Below are 14,861 nucleotides of genomic sequence, written 5' to 3'. Positions count from 1 at the left end.
CGATCAGCACCTAGCATGGTGGGAAAACACCCGTAGTGCTCGCGACCATGCGAAGTCGATGCAGGCTACGCAACCTGCTTATCTTCTGCTTGATGTACTTCGGAGATCAGCACGCTGTCGCGTCCTGCATATACTTTCCGGAAGCGCAGATAGCCTGCCAGCGGCGACAGTCCCCAGCTTTCATACGGTTCGCGGCCATCCGTTTTCATGCGCGGAATTTTCCCGGTACGATCATATTCCAGCGCAGCCTGGCGCTTGTTGTCGTCGAGATTATCCTTCATAGGTACAAATGGCGGCTGCTGCATACCCGAGTTTTTCCCGTACAGCTTAGTCATGCGCTCCTCATTGAGCGCCGCAGCTTTTGCTTTCCGCTCGTTGTACTCCGCGACTCTGCGCAACTGTGCGGCCCATTTCTTCAGGTTTTCCTCAAGCTCAGGTTCATTGTCCGGGTAGTCGCCGGTCAACTTGAACCATGCTCGTGAGTCATGGACATAGTTATCAAAGAAGTCCAATGTCGTTTGGGGCACCGGCGGCGCGCTGCTCCACCAAGTGGCGATCTCTTCCCATTCGCTTTTATGCTCGTTATCGAAACCGGGTTCCTGCGCACGTGGTTTAAACCCTTTTCCTTCCTCTTTCAGCCACTCCTCGAATTTCCCTATCTCTGCCTCCAGCTCCAGATTCGCGCTGTGCAGATCATTCTTGTCGAAGTTAGTCGCACGGCCAAAGCTGGCGGTCGATTCCAACGGCGTTTTCCCGGTAGGCCGGCGGGTTTTGTGATACAAGATGTGGTTCTTCGCTTGCTCACGCATAATCGCCGTGAGCGTGCCGCTCTTGACCTGACAGTTGGCCAGGTAGCTATTCAATGCCTTGATCGTCGAAGGCATGATCTTGAATTTCTTTTTCACCGCCGGACTCGCCAGCTCAAGCTTGAGCGGCACACCAGCCAGCCTCGCCTCACGGTACATATACAGCAGTGGCACCCGCGTCAGCATATCAGCGCCGGAGGGATCGGTTCCCCGTCCCTGCTCCAGCGGACAGTAGCCACAACCAATATCCGAGTGAACGCCAGGCAGCACAATCTCTTCACTGTTAGGCGGGGTAGTCTGTCCCACCGAAATAGAGTCAAGCGGGAAGCTACGCCGGATTTCATGCGCGGCGACCAGATGCACACAACGAATGCCTTCCGGTATCCGCAAGCTTTCTTCCGCATCAGCCCAGCCGCCGTGGCCGTCAAAAAAACGTCCGAGGATACTGTTGCCCATGGTATTGCCAGCACCTACCGACGCTACCGTATCAAACAGCCCCAGAAAATCGAACTGCACGTCAAACCCGCCCAGGCTCATGCCGGTACGGCCGGCAAGCTTCGCATCCAAGCGGCATACCGCCATGAGCCAATTGGTAAAAGCGCGCGCCTGCGTCGCCCCGCGCGAGAAGCCAAAGATGGAGATATAGATTTTCTTGACTTGCGCCGGGTCGATTTTTGCAGGCTTGCCGGTCTTCTTATCCGGCCAATGCTGGCTCACCGCCGCATGCAGCCGTTTCAGCACTTTCTCAAATTCCAGGCGCGTTTTTTCATCCTTTTCTTCGTTGCGGTCCGAGCGGCTGAACAAACCAGCGCGCTGGCTTTGTTTGCCCATGTAACGGCGATGTTCTTTGGTCATGTCGAGGCGGTAGACCAGAGACAGTGTTTCCGAAGGCGATAACAGCGGCGTCTTGAGGAAATAACGGTGCACGTTGTTGATGGCCTGGAGCAGGCCCCATATGATGCGCGACTCGCCTCGGTACCCCATCGCAGCACCTCGCGTCAGTTCCGTCCCCGTTCCACTGTCATTGATTTCCTTGAACGGCGACGCAACGCCGGGAACGTAGACTTTGAAGAAGTGCTGATAACGCGCGGCGTTATAGGTCCAGTCCGTGCTGGCGGGCAGCACACCAGGAACACTCAGTCCCGGGTAGCAGTCGTACAACCGCGCCACGTTCGAATGGTTTTGCCCCGCCTCAGCCTGCACGTAATTGTTTTTGGTCCCATCAAAAAAGAAACCAAAAAACAGATTGGTCTTGCAGGATTCGCCCGGCACACCGAGAATCGGCTGCTCTCTGACTTCGTGCTTTTTACGAATATCCCGCTCCTCCAGGTCATCAAAAAAGCCCTTCATCGCATCAGCTTTGACGAAAGTCTCAGGTATAGGCGGAATTAAAATAGCGCTCATGGACGACGCTCCTTCAGCTCTTTAAGATTTTTCTGCGCACGAGCATAGGCTGCCTCAAAATCTTTCAACAGATAAGCCTGATATGCTTTATCTTCCGGGCCGCTAAAACCGGCAATAGACTGGGGATCACGCTTCTTTGAGTAATTCCATACCCGTGTCGCCACTACAAGCGGGTCTTTGCGCATGTCTCTCAAAAAATTTTCGTTCAGCTGTACAGCGCCCTCTTCTTGCTGGATATGTAAATCCATCTGCGCCCGCTGATACGCCAATGACGGCACTGGCCAGCCTTTGATCTTGCCCGGCCACTTGGCATGGTCTGGCTGGTAGTCGCTTGAAACGATGCCGAACTGGCCATCTGCCATGCGCAGCACCCACAGCTCGCCAGGCTTGCCATCGACATAGGCCGGAACATCAATCAGCTTGGTCTCTGCAATTTCAGGGATATCGCCATTCGGCTTCTCGGCTAACCAGTGCTTGGCCTTCACCTTGATCTGGATGCCGCTGCGCCATTTGGTTGGCAGGTCGTAGCAGCACATAGTGCCGCCTGCCGCGTACGGTGCTATCGTTTCACCGCCAGCCGCATTCTTGTCATTTGCCGGGTCGATCACGACATAGCTGAAATCCTCGCCGCTGTAATTGACGCCGTGCACGCTGACGGGCACCGTATTTTTCGCGCAAGCCACCAATGCAGGCAGGGAGAACAAACACATCACCATCACACTACAGCACCGGGCAATAAACCGCTGTTTCATCGTCATTTCCATTCCATTCGATCAGGTCAACACTTGGGCATCACGCCAGCGTGCCAACCTCTCGCCGCTAAGCTGATGAGCGGCCTGGCTGGCGTCATCCAGGCAGGCCTCGCACCATTCCAGCCGCAGGTCGGTCTCCAGACCAGCGCTATCCGCAATGGCAAGCGCTTGCGAGACCACCGCATGCTGCTGCGAGAGACTGAATTCCCAGTTGCGGCCGCGGTCGCTGAGGCGCAACAGCATTTCATCTGGTTCGCTATCGCCTACCATGTCGCCAAACTGTTGCATCTCTAGCTCAGGCTTATCGCCAGGTGCTGCAAGCGCTTTACCCGTCACGGCCAACTCTTGCCATTGCCCGCTTCGGTCCACATACGACCAGCGCGTTGCAGGACCAGCCATCTGCGCGCGCTGCTGCTCGCTCAAGGCCTGAAATATGCCAGACAAGCGGCGCGTATCAGGAAAGCGGAAGTTAAACCGTTGGCCATCGGCCTGAATGACGCACCACACCGCCAGCCTGGTTTTCAGCTGGGGCAATGTCTCCGTCGTCTGGATCACACTCAACATGGGCCAGCCACTGCATTGTTCTAGCAAGACATGCAGCCTCGGCAGGTCCGCAGAATATCTGACCAGAAATGGAGAGACTGCGAGCACCTGTTCCGTGCTGCCCGGTAAAACGTCAAATAGCAGCGCCAGTGCGTGGCGCGGCACGACTACGCCAACCCGGCGATAGAAGCCAGGCAAAAACACACCGTCAATCAGCAGATAAAGCTGCTGACCGGGCATGGCCTGTGCAGCCCGTCGGGGCAACTCAGCTAACAATGAAGGAACATAAGCGTCGATCATCATGTTCACTCCACTGAGGTGAACGCTGGTGCGGCGGCCAGCGATTTCTTGAGACATTCGACGCAGATACTGTTAGGCATCGCAGGCATCGGATACGGTTGGCGCTCCGGTCCGGAAAAACTCTTCTTGGCCGCGTGGATCGTCAACGTGCCCGGGCACTGCACAATGATATTGCCGCCGTCAATCGTGATATTGGCGCCACCCGCTGTCGACAGCGTAATGCGCTTGGCCGCAGCCCAATCCATCTCAGCGTTGACGCTGGTGATGTTAATGTCATCGCGTGCCTGCACTTTCATCTGGTCGGCCTGCGCCTGGATGTCAACGGTATCCTTGGCAGCGACAAGCTGCAGGCCCAAACCATTTTCGCCTGGCGCCATTGCGCCACCCAGCACGCCAATGGCCTGGCCGGTTTGCGCGCGCAACTGGCCGCCGGTCACGAACTGGCTGTCGTTGCCGCTCACCAGCGCGATCGCTTCGCCGTTTGACAATTGCACTGCCGCGCCAGAAGTCACGCCGATTCCGCTCTTGCCACTGATCGCAATGATGGGAGAACTGGCATGCGGCAGCTGACCATCGCCTGGCGCTGTCTTTTTCTCACCCACATCAGCACGTGCTGCATCCAGGTTCTTGTTACCGACCATGCCCGAAACGGCGGTCAGCATGGCTTTCAGCGGCGCCGTATTTTCATCGAGCTTGCTGGCATTGGCTTTGGCCGAGCCGATGTGTCCTGCCAGGGCGACGGTTTCGTGGGTCTTGCCGGCGTCGCTGAAAGTTTCGCCGATCTTGGCGACCTGCTTGAGCATCGCAATGCCCGCCGCGTTGTCGCCAGCAGGATCGCGCGCGTCGGCACCGTGATTGATTTTGTAGCTGCTAATCAGCAGACCGGCACCGCCGCGCACTGCGCCATACGTGTCTGTGCGCAGTTCGGCGCCCTGTCCTCGCAAGCTGCCACGATAGTTATCGGCGCTGTGGATCAGGTGGCCCAGACTCAGTTCGCTGGCGGCATGTGTAGAGCGCAGCTGCACGCGGCCTTGCGTATCGGTGTCATCGAACAGCAGCTGGTTGTAGCCGATGCCGCCAAACTCCTTGCTGCGCATGCCCCACTGCGCGGCGGCGTTGCGATGTCCCTCCGTATCGGTCGATGCGCCGTGCCACAGCGGGCCATTGCCACCAGCCAGATTGCCTTGGGCCGATGGCGACTGGTCACCGGCCGGATTGAAAGGCTGCGCGGCGCTGGCTTCGCTGGTCTTGCCTGCGGGCGTGGGCGTGACACCGCCTTCGCCCTGGCCGTTGTACAGCGCGCCAATGATGATGGGGCGGTCAATGTCGTTCTCGATAAACTGCACCAGCACTTCCTGGCCAATGCGCGGCAGGAACTGGCTGCCCATGCCGCCACCGGCCGAGCGCTGCGCCACGCGCACCCAGCAAGTGGCGTCGCCATTGTCCTGCCAGTGATAGCGGATGCGTACGCGGCCCAGCTTGTCGCAATACAGTTCATCCGCGCCCGCCGCCTGTGCCGCGCCATCGGCACCGATCACGATGGCGCTTTGGGTGCCACGCGCAGTCGGCTTCGGATGGCTGCGGCCATCGCTGCCGGGCAGTTGCGGACGCCAGACCACATCGGCGGCCACCGCGTCGAAACTGTTGGCATAACCGGTTTTGCGCGCCTGGGCGATGGTTAGCCGGAAGTCGTCCGATGGCGCGGCCACGGTTTCTTCCAGCAGTTCCGGAATCGGGCCAAACAACTCGGCCAGCGCCTGCTGCGCGGGCGACGGCAGGTTGTTGATGCCCACACTGCGCACGCGCAGCAGCACGTAGGCCGGCGCGCTATTTGGCGGCGCATCGCCGTCCAACGACAATGGTCCCTGCGTCAGCGTGAAGCGTGTGCCAGCCTGCATGGTGCGAACCGTGGAACGGCCGCGCCACAGCTGTGCGGCGGCCTCCCTGCCCTGCATCTGGATCTCGGCATAACGCTGCGCCTGCGCGCTATTGGTGTAGCTGTACTGGCCGGGCACATCGTAGCTTTCCAGCGGCGGCAGCTTGCCCGCGCTCAGGCTGGACGGCGCGCTGGCGCTGACCGCGCGCTTGGCTTTGTAGTCATAGCTCAGCAAGGTGCTGACGGACGCCGCGACCATGCGGCGCGCTTGCAATACCTGCACCGTATCTGAGGACTCGCCAGCGCGTACGCCATGGAAGCGGATGCCACCGCCAGCCTTGCTGCTGGCGTCTTCCGGCGTTGCGCCGTCCTGGCTGCTGTCGGCAAAAAGCACCACGCCGACGCTGTCTTCCAGTTGTTCGTAGCGCCAGGCCAGACCTTCTTCGGTCAGCAGGCGCTGGACAAACTCCAGGTCGGATTCGCGATACTGGCAGCAGTAGCTGCGCGCCACCGCATCGGCCATGAACGGCGTCGCTTCTTCGCTCCAGCGCCACTGCGCCAGCGGCGCGTAGGTGTTGAAGACGTCGTCAACGATTTCAATAACGGTCTTGTCCTGCCATACGCGGCTGTTGCGGACCTGGCTTAAACGCCACAGCCATGGCGTCAGGCGCAGGCGAAAGCGCGCCAGGCCGCCTTCGCTGCCCAGCATTGCCACCTGCGTGATTTCGCCATAAAACGTGGTGCGGCTGCCATCGGCCAGGCTGGCGGTCAGCCCCGCCCGCTGCCCCATCAACGACGGCAGATCGACCATGGCGTTGGTGGACAGGACGATCACATCGCGCGGGCCGACGCCCTGCACGCTGTCATCCGCGGAAAATGCTTCAACCAGCAAGCCACCCGAGCCCAGGTCGCCGTCGCCGGCCTCCAATGCCAGCGCATACAGGCGGGTAGCACTGGAAAACTGCGCCAGCGCTGTGGTGACCTGCTCGATCAACGCCGTGCTCATGATTCCGACGCTGTCTTCACCGCCACAGGCTGCTGTTTGCATTCGGGCTCGTTGCGCGCGCTGGTCGAGCACAAATGTTCACGGCATTGCGCAGCGCCGGCTTCGTTCATGCGTTTGCATTGCTTGAGCTGGTAAGCGGGCGACGATGTTTCCTTGGACTGGCGGTTGGATTGCACATGCGCCATCAGCGCAGCCAGCAGCGTGACGTCATTGTCGGCGGGGGCAGGCTTCTTGACGGGGTGTTCAGCCTTTTTCGCCACCTGCACCGGTTTCTTCGCGGGCGGCTTGGGCTTGGCGGGCGCGGCATGCGGATGGTCGAACGCCGCCGTCAACTCATCATGCTGCGGCTTGGCCGGGGTGTCGTTCAATATCTGCTTGAGTGTGCGTGAGTTGTCCACGGCAGGACTCAACGCTGCCGTGTCTTCCACAATGGTGGCGGCGGGCACCACCGCAGCAGGAGCAGCGACGGTGACGGCCATATCAGACTTGGACGCTGGCAGCGTGGCCGCCGCGACGGGTAGTGTCAATTCGGGTTCCGGCGTTGTGCCTGGCCACAGCGCCACAGCGGCAATTGCCAGGCCCAGCACGCCAACACCGGCGACACCCACCATGGCGGCCGTCTTTCTGGGCGCAGGTTTGCCCACCGCAGCAGCGGCAGGTTTGCGCTCCAGCCCATCCAGAATGCCGCTGCGCCCAGCCTCCGCCGCAGGCTCCTTCGACAGGAGACTGGGACGGCCGCTGGGCGACGGGCGTTCATCTTCACGTTGCAAAATAAGCTCCCTTGTAAATTTCGCATGACTTTACGACATTCAAGAAAAACATGCCGCACAACTCGGCAATTCAATCGTGCGCGGATTGTCAGAACTCTAATATATACTCCAGAGCAATGCTTTTTAGACATTAGTATTAATCGAGGTCGACGTGTTCCTACTGGCGGTAACCCTATATTTCCTGCTTGCCTGCCTCATCAGCTGGATGCTGCTCTTCCCATCCGGCCGTGAGTTTGTGGCAGCCGCACTGGCTGGCGCCGGCACTCGCCTGCAGCACACGCTGGGGCGGCTCGCCCATCGCCGCCGCGAAGACATGGGCGCGCTTGCGCGCAGCGGCCGCGCATCAATGGGCGGCCTGCGTGCATTCTGGTCCGACCATTATTTATTCTGCCTGGGCGGCCTGGCGCTGCTGTGCATCCCGCCGCTGCTGGCCTTGCTGTTGGCCGGCAAGCCGACGCTGAGCGCTTACGAAACCTCCACGCGTGAGGTCAACATTCAGGTCGCAGGTCTGCTGCAAGGCGAACAGCTGGTGCCGCCGCCGGCCTTGCCGCCGCTGGTGTTTACCACCGCCGAAGTGCAGCTGGAACGTCCAATGCTGTCAACCGCAAGCCGTGACTGGGCCATGCTGGACAGCGTTTACGCCCAGCGCCTGCTGATGGCCTTCCGCATCATGAAAGAGAAATACGGCTACGACATGGCGCTGCTGGAAGGCTACCGCAGCCCCGAGCGCCAAAACACGCTGGCGGCCATGGGTTCCGGCGTGACCAATGCCGCCGCGTTCCAGAGCTGGCACCAATACGGCCTGGCCGCAGACTGCGCCTTCCTGCGCGACGGCAAACTGGTGATTTCCGAACGCGACCCATGGGCCATGCGCGGCTACCAGCTGTATGGCGAAGTAGCGGAGTCGCTGGGCCTGACCTGGGGCGGCCGCTGGAAGATGATGGACTTCGGACACACGGAATTGCGTCAGCCCGGTGTCATGCACAAACAAGGGAATAAATAATGAACTGGCTGCGCAAACTGGCACTGGCCGGCGCCGCCTTCGGCATCAGCTGGGGTGGCGCAATCTGGTATTGGCGCGAGACCAACCGCATGCCCGCGACCAGCGAACTGGCCTTGTACATGCTGGTGCTGCCGCTGGTTCTGCTGACCACCTTATGGCTGGGCCGCAAGGCTTGGGCGCGTATCAGCGTGCCGGCGACGGCGGGCGCCACCGCTGCCGCCACGCCCGCCATCGATGCCGCGCCGGAAGCCGCACCGCTGCCGGCAGCATTAATCATCGCCGCCAGCGCCATCCGCGTGCCGCATGGCGCATCGGTTGACGAGCTGCGCGCCGCGCTAGCCGGCAACCAGGCCCGCCCTAACCTCGACAGCGAACTGCAGGACGACGACGGCTATCCCGTCATGAGCGCACGCCTGCGCGATATCGACGAAGACGCACTGCGCGACGACCTGGAAGCCTGGCGCGGCAAGCTGCAACTGGCCAACCCACGCTTCGACACCGCACAGTGGCGCGCTCTGGATGCTGCCACCAGCGCGGTCAGCGAACTGGCGGCGCAGGCGGCCAGCCATATGTATGTGGCGCCATGGCTGCAACAGGAACACGAACGCCAGCAGGGCCGTTTGCCGCCGAACGCAGTGCCGGTTCCCGTGCCACCATCCTTGCAGTTGCTGGCAGTCTGGCCTGCGGATTGGACCGCGCAACAGCGCGAGATTGCCGATCAATGGCTGCGCACTGTCGCCGTGCAGGCGGGCTGGCCACAGCAGCGTCTTGCGGCGCCAGCGCCCATCAGCGATGCGGACGACGCCGGCCCGGCGCTATCGAAACTGCTGGGCCACTGCGGCGACAGCAAGCACCCTTGCCTGGCCATCGTGATTGCCGCCGCCTCCCATCTGAGCGAAAACAGCATCGCAAGCCTGTCGGCGCAGAATGGCCTGTTCTCTGCCACGCATCCGCAAGGCCGCATTCCCGGCGAAGGCGCAGCGGGGCTGCTGCTGGCCGACGCCGCCCACGCCAGCCTGATAACCGGCCGCGATGACAGTGGCAGCGTATTGCAGACCATCGCCAGCGGCCGCCGCAGCGCATCCGCCGACGACGCCAAGCGCGATACCGACACCAGCCTGGCGCAAGCCGCCGAACAGGCGCTGCACAACGCCCGGCTGGACGGCGCGGCCGTCACCCTGGTCACCGCCGACACGGGCCACCGCACCAGCCGTGTCACAGAACTCATGCACGTGGTCACCGCTGCCGCACCGCAGCTCGATCCCGGCGCAGACGTCATCAGCATCGGCAGCAGCTGCGGCAGCTGTGGCGCCGTCACCTGGTTAACCGCCCTCGCCGTGGCGGATGCGGAAGTACAGGACCGCGGCGGTCCTGTGCTCTGCATAAGTAACGAAGATCCTTACCGCCGCTACGCCGCGCTATTACGCCCGGCGTTGGCGGCCTGACTACTCCAAGCAACCGAGTCCTATCATGATGCAAAAATTCTGGCTCTTCCTGACCCAACGCCGCACGCTGATTGTCATTGGCTGGCTGGCCTTTGCCGCACTGCTGTTCATTACAGCCGCGCTGCTGCAATGGCCCGCCTCCGTGCCCTGGACCGTCCTGGCGATTACACTGGCCTTTGGCGCCATCGTCTGGTACTGGCGCTACCGCAAACGCCAGCGCGCCGCCGGCAAACTGGGCGACATGCTCGAGCAGCAGGCGTCCAAACCGGTGAAGGCTGATCCGGCCCAGCGCCAGGAAACCGAAGCGCTGCGCACGCGCATGCTCGACGCAATCGGCACCATCAAGAATTCCAAACTGGGCCAGACCTCGGGCAATGCCGCGTTGTATGAGCTACCGTGGTACATGATTATCGGGAATCCGGCCGCCGGCAAGAGCACGGCGGTGGCCAGCTCCGGCCTGCAGTTCCCTTTCGCCGACAGCAAAATCATTCAAGGCGTTGGCGGCACGCGTAACTGCGACTGGTTCTTCACCACGGACGGCATCCTGCTCGATACGGCGGGCCGCTATTCGGTGGTCGATGAAGACCGCGGCGAGTGGTTCGGTTTCCTCGACCTGCTGAAAAAATACCGCAAGAAGGCGCCGATCAATGGCATCATCATCGCCGTGAGCGTGGCGGAGCTGACCCGCAACCGGCCGGAATTCGCCATCAACCTGGCCAAGAACCTGCGCCAGCGTGTGCAGGAGCTGACCGAGCGCCTGGAAGTGCACGCGCCGGTGTATGTACTGTTCACCAAGGCCGACCTGATTAACGGCTTCAACGAATTCTTCCACGACAGCGAACGCGGTGAACGCGACAAGGTGTGGGGCGCCACCCTGCCCTATAGCCGCAGCACCACCAGCGAAGAAGTCCTGAGCCAGTTCGACGCCCGCTTCGATGAACTGTACGAGGGCCTGAAAGACCTGAGCGCCGCCAACATGGCGCTGCAATGGCGCGAGCGCATGCCGCCTGGCGTTTTCACCTTCCCGCTGGAGTTCAGCTCCATCAAACCATCGCTGCGCACCTTTATCGCCACGATGTTTGAAGAGAATCCGTTCCAGTTCAAGCCCGTGTTCCGTGGCTTCTACTTCACCAGCGCGCTGCAGGAAGGCGAATCCGTCTCCGCCTCGTCGCAACGCGTGGCGCAACGCTTCGACCTGCAACTGAGGCCGGCCGATCACGAAGAAGCCCACCAGCAGCAAGGCTACTTCCTGCTTAACCTATTCCGCAAAGTGATCTTTGCCGACAAGGACCTGGTGGCGCAATACGCCAGTCCGGCCAAGCTGCGCGTGCGCTACGCCGCCTTCTTTGGCGCCGTAGCACTGGCCGGCCTGGCATTGGCCGGCTGGAGCTGGTCGTACATGAACAACCGCCAGCTGGTGGCCAATGTTCAGGCAGACCTCGACCAGGCCATCAAGGTGCAGGAGAAATCCATGGACCTGCAATCGCGCTTTGCCGCGCTGGAGATCCTGCAGGACCGCATCGAACAGCTGGACAAGTATGAGCAGAACCGCCCGCTGTCGCTGAGCCTGGGCCTGTACCAGGGCACGCTGCTGGACCGCAAGCTGCGCGAAGAGTATTTCAACGGCGTGCGTGAAGTCATGCTCAAGCCCGTGAGCCAGACGCTGGAAGCCTTCCTGGCGGAAGTCAACAACAACGCGGGCCAACTGCAGCCGATGGCCAAGCCGGTATCGGCCGCCTCGGGCGGCAACGTGGCGCCCGCCAACGCAACGCAGGCCGAAGCAGCGGCGGCCATCAACAACAGCGCCCAGCAATTCAAGGATGCTGCGCCAACCGACGCGGAAGACGCTTACAACGCGCTCAAGACCTACCTGATGCTGAGCGATAAATCGCGTGCCGAAGCGGGCCACCTGAACGATCAGCTGACGCGCTTCTGGCGTGTGTGGCTCGACACCAACCGTGGCACCATGTCGCGCGAGCAGATGATACGCAGCGCCGAACGCATGATTTCCTTCTACCTGGCGCAGATCAACGATACCTCCTGGCCGCAGATCGATTCGCGCCTGGCACTGGTTGACCAGACCCGCGACAACCTGCGCCGCGTGGTGCGTGGCATGCCGGCGCGCGAACGCGTCTACGCCGACGTCAAAGCACGTGCGGCGACCCGCTTCCCGGCGGTGACGGTGGCCTCCATCGTCGGCGATCAGGACAAGGAACTGGTGCTGGGCAGCTACGCCGTACCGGGCAGCTTCACGCGCGCCGCATGGCAGGGCTTCGTGCAGGACGCGTTCCGCGAAGCCGCCAACCGCGAACTGCAAAGCGCCGACTGGGTGCTGAAAACCTCGTCCAAGGATGACCTGACGCTGGAAGGCAGCCCAGAGCAGATCCAGAAGGCACTGGTGGACCTGTATAAAAACGACTACGCACGCGAATGGCAGAAATTCGTTCAAGGCGTAACCGTCAAGGACCTGTCCAGCTTTGACCAGGCAGCGGGCGCCATGAACCGTCTCGGCGATCCACAAGCCTCGCCGCTGAACAAGTTGATGAACACCGTCTACGAACAGACCTCGTGGGACAACCCATCGCTGCTTGACGCTGGCCTGCAACGTGCGCAGCGCGGCGTCACCGGCTGGTTCAAGGAAACCATCCTGCGCCAGAAGCCTTCGCAGATCAACGTCAATGTGAGCACCGCCGGCGTACAGAATGCCGCCATGCCGCTTGGCCCGGTCGGCCGCGAGTTCTCGGGCGTGGCGAAACTGGTGGTCGCCAAGGACAAGGACGCGTCGCTGATGCGCGGCTATATGGACCAACTGGCCAAGCTGCGCGGCCGCTTCAATCAGATCAAGAACCAGGGCGACCCAGGCCCTGGCGCCAAGCAGCTGATGCAGCAAACGCTGGATGGCAGCGGCTCCGAACTGGCTGACGCACTGAAATACGTCGATGAACAAATGCTGACCGGGATGACCGATGCGCAGAAAGCCGCCATCCGTCCGCTGCTGGTGCGTCCATTGATACAATCGTTCGCCGTGATCGTGCAGCCTACCGAGGCGGAGATCAACAAGGTGTGGGCAGCGCAGGTGCTGCAACCGTTCCGTCAGACGCTGGCGACCAAATATCCTTTCGCCACCGAATCGCGCGCGGAAGCCAGCAATGCGGAAATCGGTACGGTGTTTGGTCCGGACGGCGCCATCGCCAAATTCTTCAACACCACCATCGGCCCACTGGTGGTACGCCGTGGCGACACGCTGAGCACCAAGACCTGGGCCAACATGGGCATCAATCTGGCGCCGCCTGTCGTCGCCAGTTTCCCGGGCTGGGTCGCGCCACTGGCGGCCAACGGTGTCGCCAATGCCGCAGCCTCCAGCGGCGGCGAAGGCCAGACCAGCTTCGACCTGCAGGCGCTGGGTGCTGTCAGCGCCACCGAGTTCACCATCGAGATCGATGGGCAGGCCCTGCGCTGGCGCGGCCAGCCGCAGCCTTGGGTACACATGGCGTGGCCTAACCCGCAAGGTGTGCCAGGCGCGCGCATTACCGCCATCACACCAGAAGGCCGCAGCATTGTGGTGTTCAACGAGTCGGGTCACTTTGGCCTCAAGAAGATGATCGACGCGGCCAAACGCAAACGCAAGGACAATGGCGCGTTCGAACTGACCTGGGATAACTCGGGCGTCTCCGTGACCGCCAATCTCAAGATCATCGGCACCGCGCCGCCGCCAGTGCAGGCACAAGCTGCGGCGGCGCCGACGGCTGGCTTCAAGCGCCTGCGCCTGCCGGATATGGTGACCGCTCCAGCGCCTGCACCAGTACCTGACTCCGCACCTGCCACCGCCACGCCGGCAGTCAGCCCTGCCGGTGCGCCTGCCGGTACGCCTGTGCGCGCGCCAGCAGCGCCGCCGCCGTCCGCGCCAACGCCGGCCACCATGCCAGCGCCGGTGCAGCCCGGTGTAATCCGCACCGCAGGAGCCCAGCCATGAGCCGCGGCGCCACCATTGCCAGCATTGGCTATTTCGGCAAAATCCCCGGGCGCGGCGATTTCGTCAAAGGCGGCGACAGTCCAGCGCTGATTAAAGTCCTGGACGACTGGCTGGCCCAGGCCATGGACCTGATGAGCACCGACGCCCGCTGGAAACTGAACTACGACGCCGTCGCGCCACTGCATTTCGCCTTCGTCGGCCCGCGCCGGCGACATGCGATCGCCGGCCACATCGTCGCCAGCAGCGACCAGTCGCAACGCCGCTTTCCATTCCTGATGACGAGCAGCGTGGAAGTCGCCGAACCAGCCAGCTTTGTGCCAACCGCACCGCTGGTCTTCAACCGCCTGTGGACCCGTCTCGCAGCGTTGAGCAGCAGCGTGGTCGCTGCCGGTGACCCCACCGTGCCGTTACAGCTCGCAGCCAGCGAGGCCGTCGAACTGGATCTGCGCAGCGCCGCCTATCAAGCCACGTTTGATGACTTCCTCGAACTGCAAACCATCGGCGGGCTCGATGCGCTGCTGTCGCAGGCAGGCTTCCGCGGCTCGTCGCGGCAAGTGCTGCTGGCACTCGGCATGCTGCTGCAGCCGGTACTGGCCAGCAGCTCCAGCCGTCTCGACAAGACACTGCTGCTGCCGCTGCCGCAGGACCCGATGTACCGCAACCTGGTGGCCGCCTTCTGGATGCACCTGATTACGCCGTTCCTGGCACGCGCCGACTTCGAACTGGCCATGTTCCTGACCCGCCAGCACGAACAGCCGGTGCTGCTGCTCGGCTTCTCGGGTGCGTCGGCGGCGACGCTGCACGGCATCATGGACCCGCAAGCCGCGCAGGAACAGCACATCGCGTTCGAGCAGCTGGACTGGGTGGAAGAACAAGCCGACAGCGATTACGCCGTCAAGAAGCTGTCCACCTATCTGTCCCAGCCATCCCTGTCACTCAAGTCCGCGCTGGAGTCGGTCCGCACGGCGTTTATTGGAACCTGA

The 14,861-nt window shown here is 61.9% G+C and carries 9 protein-coding genes; 4 read left to right on the top strand and 5 right to left on the bottom strand.

Translation table 11 applies throughout. The annotated features are described in order from the left end of the window. Window positions 1-65 precede the first annotated feature (65 nt). Genes GTP58_RS05805 through GTP58_RS05785 form a run of 5 tightly spaced genes read right to left on the bottom strand, consistent with a single transcriptional unit; the run spans window position 66 to window position 7,457 of the window. On the bottom strand, window positions 66-2,210 hold the full coding sequence (locus tag GTP58_RS05805; protein ID WP_161076622.1) for a DUF2235 domain-containing protein: 2,145 nt from the start codon (window positions 2,208-2,210) through the stop codon (window positions 66-68). After that, window positions 2,207-2,968 carry a DUF3304 domain-containing protein gene (locus GTP58_RS05800; protein ID WP_161076621.1) on the bottom strand — a complete coding sequence of 254 codons (762 nt, stop codon included), beginning with the start codon at window positions 2,966-2,968 and terminating at the stop codon, window positions 2,207-2,209. Before GTP58_RS05800 ends, GTP58_RS05805 begins: the two co-directional genes overlap by 4 nt. Window positions 2,969-2,983: 15 nt before the next feature. Continuing rightward, the gene (locus GTP58_RS05795) at window positions 2,984-3,808 is read right to left on the bottom strand and encodes a DUF4123 domain-containing protein (protein WP_161076620.1); all 825 of its coding nucleotides are present in this window, start codon (window positions 3,806-3,808) and stop codon (window positions 2,984-2,986) included. 2 nt (window positions 3,809-3,810) lie between these two features. Further along, the gene (locus tag GTP58_RS05790; protein WP_161077275.1) at window positions 3,811-6,687 is read right to left on the bottom strand and encodes a type VI secretion system Vgr family protein; all 2,877 of its coding nucleotides are present in this window, start codon (window positions 6,685-6,687) and stop codon (window positions 3,811-3,813) included. Beyond that, window positions 6,684-7,457 carry a hypothetical protein gene (locus GTP58_RS05785; RefSeq protein WP_161076619.1) on the bottom strand — a complete coding sequence of 258 codons (774 nt, stop codon included), beginning with the start codon at window positions 7,455-7,457 and terminating at the stop codon, window positions 6,684-6,686. Before GTP58_RS05785 ends, GTP58_RS05790 begins: the two co-directional genes overlap by 4 nt. 205 nt (window positions 7,458-7,662) lie before the next feature. Here GTP58_RS05785 and GTP58_RS05780 point away from each other — a divergent pair, with 205 nt between their 5' ends. Genes GTP58_RS05780 through tagF form a run of 4 tightly spaced genes read left to right on the top strand, consistent with a single transcriptional unit; the run spans window position 7,663 to window position 14,861 of the window. Continuing rightward, entirely contained in the window at window positions 7,663-8,460 is a 798-nt protein-coding gene (locus GTP58_RS05780) for a M15 family metallopeptidase (RefSeq protein ID WP_161076618.1), read from the top strand. Continuing rightward, window positions 8,460-9,905, top strand: coding sequence for a hypothetical protein (locus GTP58_RS05775; protein ID WP_202413480.1), 1,446 nt, complete (start codon window positions 8,460-8,462; stop codon window positions 9,903-9,905). Before GTP58_RS05780 ends, GTP58_RS05775 begins: the two co-directional genes overlap by 1 nt. A 28-nt stretch (window positions 9,906-9,933) precedes the next feature. Further along, entirely contained in the window at window positions 9,934-13,878 is a 3,945-nt protein-coding gene (gene tssM, locus GTP58_RS05770; RefSeq protein ID WP_161077273.1) for a type VI secretion system membrane subunit TssM, read from the top strand. Then, window positions 13,875-14,861 carry a type VI secretion system-associated protein TagF gene (tagF, locus tag GTP58_RS05765; RefSeq protein ID WP_072784324.1) on the top strand — a complete coding sequence of 329 codons (987 nt, stop codon included), beginning with the start codon at window positions 13,875-13,877 and terminating at the stop codon, window positions 14,859-14,861. The genes tssM and tagF overlap by 4 nt, the downstream gene beginning before the upstream one ends.

It is taken from the genome of Duganella sp. CY15W, from assembly GCF_009857555.1.
In the GTDB taxonomy this organism is placed as follows: Bacteria; Pseudomonadota; Gammaproteobacteria; order Burkholderiales; family Burkholderiaceae_D; genus Rugamonas; species Rugamonas sacchari.
The sequence above is the reverse complement of the archived record's forward strand: the minus strand, read 5'-3'. Positions and strand labels throughout refer to the sequence as shown.

Coding starts and splice junctions, on each gene's coding strand:
- GTP58_RS05805 (WP_161076622.1), bottom strand. CDS start 2,210: ATGAGCGCTATTTTAATTCCGCCTATACCTGAGACTTTCGTCAAAGCT.
- GTP58_RS05800 (WP_161076621.1), bottom strand. CDS start 2,968: ATGACGATGAAACAGCGGTTTATTGCCCGGTGCTGTAGTGTGATGGTG.
- GTP58_RS05795 (WP_161076620.1), bottom strand. CDS start 3,808: ATGATGATCGACGCTTATGTTCCTTCATTGTTAGCTGAGTTGCCCCGA.
- GTP58_RS05790 (WP_161077275.1), bottom strand. CDS start 6,687: ATGAGCACGGCGTTGATCGAGCAGGTCACCACAGCGCTGGCGCAGTTT.
- GTP58_RS05780 (WP_161076618.1), top strand. CDS start 7,663: ATGCTGCTCTTCCCATCCGGCCGTGAGTTTGTGGCAGCCGCACTGGCT.
- GTP58_RS05775 (WP_202413480.1), top strand. CDS start 8,460: ATGAACTGGCTGCGCAAACTGGCACTGGCCGGCGCCGCCTTCGGCATC.
- tssM (WP_161077273.1), top strand. CDS start 9,934: ATGCAAAAATTCTGGCTCTTCCTGACCCAACGCCGCACGCTGATTGTC.
- tagF (WP_072784324.1), top strand. CDS start 13,875: ATGAGCCGCGGCGCCACCATTGCCAGCATTGGCTATTTCGGCAAAATC.